The sequence below is a fragment of the Anaerosporobacter sp. genome (assembly GCF_031551385.1).
Classification (GTDB): Bacteria; Bacillota; Clostridia; order Lachnospirales; family Lachnospiraceae; genus Anaerosporobacter.
The window spans coordinates 1-11,399 of sequence record NZ_JAVBNS010000236.1 but is presented as its reverse complement, the minus strand read 5'-3'; the positions used below and the strand labels follow the sequence as shown (position 1 = coordinate 11,399).

The 11,399-nt window shown below is 34.1% G+C and carries 8 protein-coding genes; all 8 read left to right on the top strand.

The window, feature by feature from the left end:
- A partial coding sequence (locus tag RMR19_RS17895) for an HAD-IIA family hydrolase (protein ID WP_310604868.1) occupies window positions 1-649 on the top strand: 649 nt, incomplete at its 5' end.
- Between the two features lie 79 nt (window positions 650-728).
- Window positions 729-2,966, top strand: coding sequence for a CDP-glycerol:glycerophosphate glycerophosphotransferase (locus tag RMR19_RS17890; RefSeq protein ID WP_310604867.1), 2,238 nt, complete (start codon window positions 729-731; stop codon window positions 2,964-2,966).
- Between the two features lie 10 nt (window positions 2,967-2,976).
- Window positions 2,977-4,167, top strand: a complete 1,191-nt coding sequence (locus RMR19_RS17885; RefSeq protein ID WP_310604866.1) for a CDP-glycerol glycerophosphotransferase family protein — start codon at window positions 2,977-2,979, stop codon at window positions 4,165-4,167.
- 138 nt (window positions 4,168-4,305) lie between these two features.
- Complete coding sequence (locus RMR19_RS17880) at window positions 4,306-5,505, top strand: CDP-glycerol glycerophosphotransferase family protein (RefSeq protein ID WP_310604865.1); 1,200 nt, start codon at window positions 4,306-4,308, stop codon at window positions 5,503-5,505.
- A complete protein-coding gene (locus RMR19_RS17875) occupies window positions 5,502-6,926 on the top strand; it encodes an AlbA family DNA-binding domain-containing protein (RefSeq protein WP_310604864.1) in 1,425 nt (474 codons plus the stop codon). Before RMR19_RS17880 ends, RMR19_RS17875 begins: the two co-directional genes overlap by 4 nt.
- 253 nt (window positions 6,927-7,179) lie before the next feature.
- Window positions 7,180-9,492 (top strand): ABC transporter permease, encoded by a 2,313-nt coding sequence (locus RMR19_RS17870; protein WP_310604863.1) that lies wholly within the window; start codon window positions 7,180-7,182, stop codon window positions 9,490-9,492.
- 10 nt (window positions 9,493-9,502) lie between these two features.
- Window positions 9,503-10,273, top strand: a complete 771-nt coding sequence (locus RMR19_RS17865) for an ABC transporter ATP-binding protein (RefSeq protein WP_310604862.1) — start codon at window positions 9,503-9,505, stop codon at window positions 10,271-10,273.
- A gap of 64 nt (window positions 10,274-10,337) precedes the next feature.
- Window positions 10,338-11,000 carry a response regulator transcription factor gene (locus RMR19_RS17860; protein ID WP_310604861.1) on the top strand — a complete coding sequence of 221 codons (663 nt, stop codon included), beginning with the start codon at window positions 10,338-10,340 and terminating at the stop codon, window positions 10,998-11,000.
- The last annotated feature ends 399 nt before the right edge of the window (window positions 11,001-11,399 follow it).

Genomic DNA, 11,399 nt, shown 5'->3' with positions numbered 1-11,399 from the left:
AGATTATATTATTAAATTCACAAAAATGGGAATACAAGTTGACCATAGTAGTTTCCTAACATCGTCAGTTGCTACGGCTTCCTTCTTAAAGGAACGCTATGGGGAACAATTATTGTATGTACTCGGTACGAAATCGTTTGCCAAGGAACTCCGTAAATATGGATTAAACGTTACTGAAGAAGTGCAAGAATCCTATAAGAAGGACATTGTTGCTGCGGTAGTAGGATTTGACAATGAATTGGACTACAAAAAGGTTGAGACAATATGCGAACTGTTGCAAACAACGAATATAGAGTATTGGGCTACAAATCCTGATTTAGCTTGTCCAGTATCCTATGGATATATTCCTGATTGTGGAGCAATCTGTAACCTATTAAAGGAAGCGGTTAAACGTGAGCCTATCTATTTAGGAAAACCAAATCGCCTTATGGTAGATATGGCTTGTATAGCAGGTGGATATGCTTTAGAAGAAACAATTGTTATAGGAGATCGTTTGTATACAGATATTGCATGTGGAATTAATGCAGGTGTTGATACAGTAGTTGTATTCACAGGTGAAGCAAAGTATGAAGATTTAGAAACAACAGAGTTTCCACCAACCTATTATTGTGATACGATTAAAGATTTATATATAACATTAAAGGATTAAAGAAGTTGCCACACAAAAGTATTTCAACAAGGAGACTATTTGTGTGGCATCTTGTTTTTATATATAGGAGGAATTATTATTGGGTGTTAGTATTATTGTTCCTTATCATAGAGGGGAACATTTTTTTAGAGATTGTTTGGATAGTATAGTAGAATCAAAGCTTGAAGATTATGAAGTCATTATTGTTTATGATAAAAATGCAGTATATGATGCATCTGTTATAGATAATCAGAGGGAAAATAAGAGATATGGGCAAATTATAGAGGAATATAAATCGTTATTACCAATTTATAATTACGTTTTAATAGATAAAACAGGCGTTGCAGCAGCGAGAAATCTTGGAATTTCTAAGGCAAGTAAGGAGTATGTCTATTTTCTTGATAGTGATGATTATGTAATTCACGATGGCTTACATAAGATGTTACAGATAGCCGATGAAAATGTTGCAACTATAGTTTCAGGAGTGATGTTACCAACATGGTTTAAGCGATATACGTTTTTGAAATCTGTAGAACAAACAACTTCCGAAGATTCGAAAGAGAATATTGTGGAAAGTGCGAAGAGATACGATGTATGTGACATAGCTAGTCAATTGTTTCAAGAAGAAGTAAGCGTACTTAATCTGTTAATCAAACGATCTTGGTTACAAGAGAGAGAATTGCAATTTGATGAAGCGAATCAATTCTATTCGGATTTTCCATTTGTGAGTAGCTTATTAGCAGGCTGTACAGATCATGATATATGGATTTGCAGTCAATTGAAAACGTATGCAAAGAGAAGTCATAATGATACGATACAATACCCTTCTTTAACGCAGATAAAAGCAGGGAATAGAATGGAACAGTTCTTAGAAGCATTCGTTGCATCGAGTGGATATATAGGAGCAAATCAAGAAGAATTACGTTATCTGTTAGATGTATATTGTTGCAAGTTTCTTCTTCATAACTATGAGAAGTCTTATCATGGTAGAAAGAGTTATGTAATGTCAGAGGAAACGTTTGGAGCGTATTCTATGGCACTTCATAATATGAGTCAGCGAGTTTTTATTGGATTTAGTAAAGAGCAACAGCAAATTCTAAGTGCAATCCGAAGCAATCAGCGCAAAAAGGTAGTTAAGATAGCAAATAAGATGATTATGAAGCAAAAGAAGATCGGTCTGTTTGGAAACACGATTCAACGAGCGAGAGTGTTAGATAAACTTATATTTCGCCGTTTGCCAGTGAAACAAAACTGGGTTATGTTTGAGAGCTTTGGCGGAAAAAGCTATTCAGATAATTGCAAATATATCTATGAATATATGTTAAAGAACTATGGAGATGAATATAAATATATATGGGTTATGCGAGATCATAGTATAATAATACAAGGAAATCCTACTGTAATTAAACCAAATACGTATCAGTATCTTTATTATCTCTCACGAGCAAAGTTCCTTGTGTTTAATAGTAGGCAGCCAATTTGGTATAATAAGAGAAAAGAGAGTGTGTTTATAGAAACTTGGCATGGTACACCTCTTAAGAAACTAGTATTTGATATGGAAGATGTACATTCCGCTACATTAACGCATAAAGAGGATTTCTATAAAGTTTCGAGAAAATGGGATTATCTTATATCAGATAATGCATTTTCAACAGAAGTATTCAAACATGCCTTCCTATTTGACAAAGATAAGATTGCAGAGTACGGTTATCCTAGAAATGATTTGTTGTATGCGGATAATACACAGGAGATTACGAAAAGAGTAAAAGAGAAGTTAGGGATACCGTTAGAGAAGAAAGTCATTCTATATGCACCAACATGGCGTGATGACGAATTCTATTCCCATGGAAAATATAAGTTTTCATTAGCAATTGATATTGAGCAAATGAAGCAAGCGTTAGGAGAGGAATATGTGCTTCTTCTTCGTACCCACTATTTTGTTGTAGATCAAGTAGATTCCTTATGTGGAGACGGATTTGTATATAATGGAAGTCGTTATCAGGATATAACAGAGCTATATCTTGCATCAGATATTTGCGTAACTGATTATTCCTCTGTATTCTTTGATTATGCAAATTTAAGAAGACCAATTCTATTCTTTGTATATGATTTAGAGAAATACAAAGAGGAACTACATGGTTTCTATATTGATATGGAAACAGAAGTACCTGGGCCGCTATTGCAGACAAATGAGCAGTTACTACAGGCGATAGAACATATTAATGATATTGAAGAAACATATAAAGAACGGTATAATACATTCTATAATCGTTTTTGTGCAATTGATGATGGACATGCAGCAGAAAGAATTGTTGAGAAACTGATACGAAATAAGTAAGGAGTTTTCTATGAGGAAAGTATTACAATGGGTACGAAGCCTTGTTAAGAAGAGCGTAGTTCTGATATATAAGATATTAACGATACTATTGCCATTACATAGTAAAACGATAGTATTTGGCAGTAATTTGGGAAGAAATTATTCAGGGAATCCAAAAGCAATCTATGAAAATATGGTTGAACAGGGATTAGATAACAATTATCGTATCGTATGGTTTTTTGAAGATGAGAATATGAAGATTCCAGGCAATGCAAGAGTTGAAAAATATGGTCGTTTCAAATATCTCTATTATATGGCTGTAGCGAAAGTATGGGTATTTGATTGTAGACAGCCTCAATTCCTAATTAAGAAAAAAGAAGTTATGTATATTCAGACATGGCATGGAACACCACTTAAAAAGTTGGCACTCGATATGAAAGAAGTTACAATGGCAGAAGGAAAAGACACAGAGGAATATAAGAAAGATTTCTATGATAATGCTCAAACATGGGATTATCTATTATCACAGAATTCGTATTCTACAGCAATATTTCGTAGAGCATTTTCATTCTATAAGACAATGGTAGAGGTAGGATACCCAAGGAATGACATTCTGTTCACGGGTAACAAGGAAGAGACAATTACAAAACTAAAGAAAGAGCTTGGTCTCCCTCTTGATAAGAAAGTAATTCTTTATGCACCTACATGGAGAGATGATGAATTCTACTGTCAAGGAAGCTATAAATTCAATCCAAGTTTAGCGTTTCATATGTTTATGGAGAACTTAAAGAATGAATATGTATGCATTGTTAAGTATCATTATTTAATTCAGGATTCGATTGATTGGTCAAATTATAAAGGATTTATCTATGATTGCGATAAGAGCTACGATATTGCAAATCTGTATCTAGTATCTGATCTATTAATAACCGATTATTCTTCTGTTATGTTTGACTATAGCTTACTAAATCGTCCAATGTTCTTTTATGCCTATGATTTAGAGAAATATAAAGATACACTTCGAGGATTTTATTTTGATTTTGTTGCTGATGTACCAGGGCCAATTTCATTAAAAACAGAGGATTTAATTGATGATATCCTGCATTATAATGCAAATGATTATAGTGAGAAATATGAGCAGTTTCGTGAAAAATACAACCATTTAGATGATGGACATGCCTCTGAGAAGGTTGTTGAGATTATAAAGGCACATATAAAGTAGAAATCCAAAGTATTTAGTATGGAATGGTTATGCAGGTTTTAACAATTTAAATGGTAGTAGAGTAAAGTGTTTTTGTAGGTAAAAGTCACAGAAAAATCAGAGATAACAGTAGTTAGCTTAAGATTGGAGAATTGATTTATGAAACAAATTGCAAAAAAAATGGGATATCTACTCTTCGCATTTTTCTTCTATATGAATCGAATCTTTACTAGAGTGAATAAGCATAAAGTGTTTTGTATCATGACACATGACAGTAGTATGGATAGCAATGTTGGTATGATTATTCAAGAGATGAAGAAGCAAGATGCCAATTATAAATTCTATTATATTAAGAAAGAAGAGACGGCAGAAGTTAAGAATGGAGGGAAAGTTAGAAGTATGTTATCTTTCTTTCTTGTAAAGCCGTTTCACATGGCTACAGCGGGCTATATCTTCTTAGATAATACATTCTTACCAATGGCGTATCTACGTTTTTCTTCTAAGGCAAAGGTTGTACAGTTATGGCACGGAACAGGAACAATTAAGAAATTTGGTCAAGATGCTAACGAGGGTGATTTAAAGAAATTAGAGAATCATGCGAATCGTACAATTACGCATCTGATTGTGAATGCAGAAGAGATTCGTGAGCAGTATGCAGGAGCTTTTGGAGTCGAATTTGATAAAGTTTATGCAACAGGTCTACCACGTACAGACGTGCTATTTGACAGAGAGAAAAAGAAAGTGGATAGGGCGAATTTCTATAACCAATATCCTGAGTTAAAACATAAAAAACTTGTATTGTATGCACCTACATTTCGTGACAATGAAGTAGCAAATCCTAAGATGGAGCTGGATTTGGATACATTTATTAATGAGCTTCCAGAAGATACGGTATGTATGATAAAGCTTCATCCATTTGTAGCAAGACAATATGCTTGGACAAAGGAGCAGGAAGAAAGATATAAAGACAGAGTGGTGAATCTCTCTTCTTATGCAGACATTACGACATTACTGTTTGTTGCGGATGTCTTAATAACAGATTATTCTTCTATTATCTATGAGTATTGTTTAAGAGAGAAACCAATGATTTTCTTTGCATACGATTTAGAAACATTTGAGAGAAGCGGAAGAGGCTTCTATGAGCCATATGAGGAATCTGTTCCTGGTATGGTGGTTAGAACCACAGAGGAAGTAGTGGAAGCGATTAAGCTGAATTTGTATGAAGGTAAATATGACCATGAGAGAATAGAATGGTTTCGGGATAAGTATTATCAATATTTTGATGGGAAATCGACGGAGCGGGTTATTAAATTGGTGATGGAATATTATTTCAGAAAAAATGGAGAGGTGATATTTTGACCATAGATGAGTTAAAAAAATTAATTTATACTGGCGAAAAAATAGATGTGGAATTTAAACATTCAAGAAATGATATAACAAAGGATGTTTACGATACAGTATGTTCTTTTAATAATCGTAATGGTGGGCACATTTTTCTTGGAGTAAAAGACGATAGGGAGATAGTAGGTGTAGAACCCGAAGTGATAGATAAAATGCTTAAGGACTTTACAACGGCAATTAATAATGCCAATAAAATTTATCCACCGCTCTATTTGACTCCTGAAGTTTACGAAATGGAATTTGGAATAAATATTATTTATATTAGGGTTCCCCAAGGTGGCCAAGTTCGAAGACACAATGGTATTATATGGGATAGAGCATATGAAGGGGATATAGATATAACAAAGAATGAGGAATTAGTATATAAAATGTATGCTAGAAAACAGGGAAGCTATTATGTCAACAAAGTGTACCCTGGTTTTGGCATGGAATTTCTTAATACTGATTTGATAAAACGTGCTCGAAAAATGGCAATAGGGCGCGTTGATAATCATCCTTGGGCAACAATGAATGAGGAAGAAATATTACGTAGTTCAGGACTAATTCTTACAGATATGGAAACACACAAAGAGGGAATAACATTAGCGACAATTCTGCTATTTGGTAAAGATTCATCGATTATGTCAGTTATGCCACAGTTTAAGACAGATGCTATTTATCGAGTTGAAAACATAGATCGCTATGATGATCGTGATGTAGTTATTACAAATCTTATAGATAGCTACGATCGACTTATGGAATTTGGTAAAAAGCATTTGAATGATGTGTTTGTACTTGATGGTATTCAAAGTGTGAGTGCAAGAGATAGAATATTGCGTGAAGTAGTTTCTAATATTTTGGCACATCGGGACTATTCCAGTGGATTCCCTGCCAAGCTTATTATTGAGAAAGATAAAATTTATACAGAAAATAGCAATCTTGCGCATGGGATTGGAGAACTTAGACTAGACAGATTTGAACCATTTCCAAAGAATCCATCAATCTCTAAAGTTTTTCGTGAAATAGGACTTGCAGATGAATTAGGCTCTGGAATGAGGAATACAAATAAGTATACAAAGCTTTATTCTGGCGGAACGCCATCGTTTGATGAAGGTGATATTTTCAAAATTACAATCCCACTGAAAAATATTGCGACTTCAAAAGTGGGACCGGATATTGAGGGCAGTATTCAAGATGGCACTCAAGATGGCACTCAAGATGGCACTCAAGATATTCATAAAAAAATAATTACAATGATACAACAAAATAATAAGATTACGAGGAAAGACATGGCAAGAGAATTATCGATTGGAACTCGAACCTTACAAAGGATTTTAAACGAAATGGGTAATATTCGATATGTAGGAAGTGGTCGCAGTGGATATTGGAAAATTTTGTGATAGTAGCTGCATCCATTTGCTGCGAAATCGACAGAGCGGGTTATTAAATTGGTGAGGGAATAGTGATAGAAAATAGAATCTAAGAGAAACAGAGAACGAAAATGTTCTCTGTTTTTTTGAAATAAAAGTGTAACCATTTAAGGATTTTTTAATAATTCCTATGCTACTATCTACTTACGATATCGAAATTTTATTGAAAGGAACGGATTGTATGTATTTAAACATATTGAAAAGGGATTTAAAAAGAAAGCGAATGATGAATATTATTTTGCTCCTGTTTATTATTATGGTGTCAACTTTTATTTCTAGTAGTGTAAACAATCTGATGTCTATATCGAATGCGATGGATGAATATATTGAAATATCAGAGATTGCGGATTTTACAATTGTTGCTCTGGAGGCAGGGAGTGAGAAAACAAATGAATTTGTAGAAACAAACGAAAATATTAAGAGTTATGTTTATTACGAAAGTCCTATTTTAAGTGCAGATAACTGTGATTTGAATGGGAAGAAATTTGATTATTCCAATACGATTGTAGTATCTGATGTGAACGAGGCAAAGGTCAAGTTATTTGATGGGAAAAATAATGTAATTACACCACTTAATGATGGGGAAATTATGCTGACGGCTGTACTCAAAAACCTTTGGAATTTAAAAGAAGGAGACAAGATTACAATACATAATGGCGAGTTTTCCAAAGAATATAAGTATGTTGGATGTACGAAAGATATGGTGTTTTGCTCTTCTATGACAGGAATCACGCGTATGATTGTCAGCGAAAATGACTATCAAGACATTATGAAAAATGGTGGATTTTCTAAGATGTATTGTTATGGAATAGAAAGCAATAATGTTGAAGAGTTAGAAAATGATTTTGGAAAAATAGGTGCACCAATCATGATTACATTAGCCGATAAACAGTTGAAAATGCTATATATCATGGATATGGTTATCGCTGGTGTCATGTTGCTTGTAAGTGTTGTTTTAATACTTATCTCAATTGTAATATTAAGATTCACCATTGTCTTTACTCTTAATGAGGAGTTCAGAGAAATTGGGGTTATGAAAGCGATTGGTATAAAAAATCGTAAAATCCGTGGTATTTATATAGTGAAATATCTTGCGATTTCAATTGTAGGTTCTTTGATAGGATTCTTTGTAGGAATACCGTTCGGAAAACTAATGATAAAGGATGTTTCGAATAATATAGTAATCAAGGAATCGAATAGTTTACTGATTAATGCAATTTGTTGTGTTGCCATTGTTTTGCTTGTAATTATATTTTGCTATTTAAGTACAAGAATGGTTAAGAAGTCATCACCAATTGATGCGATTAGAAATGGTTCGAATGGAGAACGCTTTAAAAGAAAAGGGATATTACATCTGAATAAAACGAAAATGCCTACGATTCTTTATATGGCAGTAAATGATATATTTAGTGGGTTAAAGCATTTTAGTGTACTAATCTTGACATTTACATTGGGACTACTTTTAATCCTTATTCCTGTTACAACGATGCATACGCTTACAAGTGATAAGCTTGTAAATTGGTTTGGCTTGACAGAGAGTGATGTGTATATTGAAGAGGAACAATTATTTACTAATGATAATGGTCGTGAAACTGTTTGGGCTGAATTAGAGAAGACAGAACAATTACTTGCTAAAAACAATATTCCAGCAAACGTGTTTAAAGAGACAGTATTTAAGTTCTCAATAAGTTATGGCGATAAATCATGGAATGCAATATCACTTCAAGGAACAGGCACTAGTGTAGAGGATTATTCCTATACAGAGGGGACAGCTCCACAGAGTGCAAATGAAGTGGAGATTACTCATGTTGTTGCTGATAGAATTGGTGCAGAAATAGGAGATAGTGTTAAGATAGATTTGGGTGATGGGGAGGCGAAAACATTTATTGTGACAGCAATCTATCAATCTATGAATAATATGGGAGATGGTGTTCGGTTTCATGAAGATTTGGAGATAAATTATAGTAATGCAATGGGACAGTTTGCAACACAGATAAAATATACAGATAATCCATCAAAAGATGAGCAAGCAAAACGTTTGGAAACAATTAAAGAATTATATTCTGACAAACAGGTTAGTACAGGTGGAGAATACGTCAGTAATATGGTTGGAGATATTGCTGGATCAATGAAAGATATGAAAAATGTAATTATCCTTGTTGTATTGGCGACAAATATTCTTGTGTCTGTATTAATGGTAAAGAGCTTTATTATAAAGGAAACAGGGGAAATAGGTATGCTGAAAGCGATTGGTTTTAAGAATAACTCGATTGTTTTATGGCAGACATTTCGAATTGGAATCGTACTAATTATTTCGATTCTATTAGGGATTCTTTTAGAAAATCCAGTCGGACAAATCTCATCAGGATTGGTATTTAAGATGATGGGAGCAAGCTCAATCGAATTTATGCCAAATATTTTGGAAGAGTATGTGATATATCCGTTGGTTGTATTTGGAGTAACATTTATGGCAAGTTTTTTAACCGCACAGCAAGTTAGAAGAATCTCTGCATCAGAAACAAGTAATATGGAATAGGAGAATGGATATGGAAAATATTTTAGAAATTAAGGATTTATGTAAGACATATATAGTAAATAAAAATCAAAACAATGTACTGAAAAATCTGAATCTATTAATACAAGAGGGAGAAATGGTTGCGGTTATGGGGCCTTCTGGTTCAGGAAAGTCAACGCTATTATATACGGCATCAGGTATGGAAAATCTAACAGCAGGTGAAGTTATATTTGGGGGAAGAGATATCAGTAATGTAAAACCGAATGAGCTTGCAGACATCAGGCTTGATGAAATGGGATTTATCTTTCAGCAAATGTATATGTTGAAAAATCTGACTGTACTCGATAATGTAATTTTACCAGCATCTCAGTCAAAAAAGAGTAAGGAAAGTCGTAAGGAAATTACTGCTCGTGGGCTTGATTTGATGCGTAAGTTAGGAATCGTAGAGATAGCAAACAACGATATCAATGAAGTTTCAGGAGGACAATTGCAACGTGCCTGTATCTGTAGAAGTTTAATCAATCGTCCTAAGATGATTTTTGCAGATGAGCCGACAGGAGCATTAAATCGCAATTCATCAGAGGAAGTAATGAATGAACTTAGGAAGATAAATGAAGAAGGCACGGCAATTATGCTTGTTACGCATGATGTTAGGGTAGCTGCAAAATGTTCCAGAGTACTGTATATAGTTGACGGTAACATTAAGGGTGAGTATAATTTAGATAACTATACGGACAATGCGAAGGAAATTCGCCAGCGTGAAATTACATTAAATAAATGGCTTATAGATATGGGATGGTAAATATGAAGTATTATCTTGAATAAGCGTGTTTAAGTCTGATATAAGATAGAATAAGGGGTGCAGAATGACTGACATTATAATAGTTGAAGATAATTTGGAGTTAGGGAATTTACTTTGTGATTTTCTCATAGCAGAGGGATATAGCGTTAAACTTTGCTGTACTGGTGAGGATTCTCTTGCGTATTTTGATGAAAATGGTGCGAAGTTAATCTTGCTAGATATTATGCTTCCTAATATGGACGGATTTGCTGTATGCAAGAGAATTCGTGAGAAGAGCAATGCTCCGATTATAATAGTCAGTGCCAGAATCGGCAAAGAGGATAAGTTAAATGGTATTATTCTTGGTGCAGATGATTATATAGAAAAACCATATGATATTGATATCTTGATTGCAAAAATCAATGGAATATTCAAGAGACGATATGAGAGTGATGTGCTTCTATCTGGCGATTTAAAACTTGATAAAGTATCGAGGATAGTATATAAAAACGATGTTCCGATTACTATGACAGCGAAAGAATTTGAACTATTGTTATTCTTAATAGAGAATAAAGGGAAGGTACTTAACAAAGAACTGATTTTCAATAAGATATGGGGATTTGATAGTTTCAGTGAAGCACAAACGTTGACAGTACATATAAAGTGGTTGAGAGAAAAGATAGAGGAGAGTCCAAAGAAACCGAACCATATCATAACGGTATGGGGTGTCGGATATCGCTTTGAGTAGGTTGTATACTTGTGTATGATACTTTTTGATGCAAAACTTTGATATGTTTTAGAGCTTCTTCATTGCTGTCCTATAATACGAAACACGCTATACACCTAAGTACTTCTAAGTGTGTATGGATAGATATTCAGAAGGCACGGAAACGCCATCGATTCGGCATCCTGCCTCAACTCAGGCTGGCTCGGCGTCCTTGCCTCGCCTTCCTAGGTTGTGGAGATACACACTAAGAAGTACTATAGGTGCTTCGCTATCGTTTCTTAATTAGAGGACAGCAACGAAGAAGCAGGATAGGTAATGAAGTTTTGCATATCTAATTTATTGATAAACAAGTACGGGAGATTGATGAAGGAATAAATAGTATGAAGAGCTTTAATAAAATTTTTGTGATTGTTTTGTTTA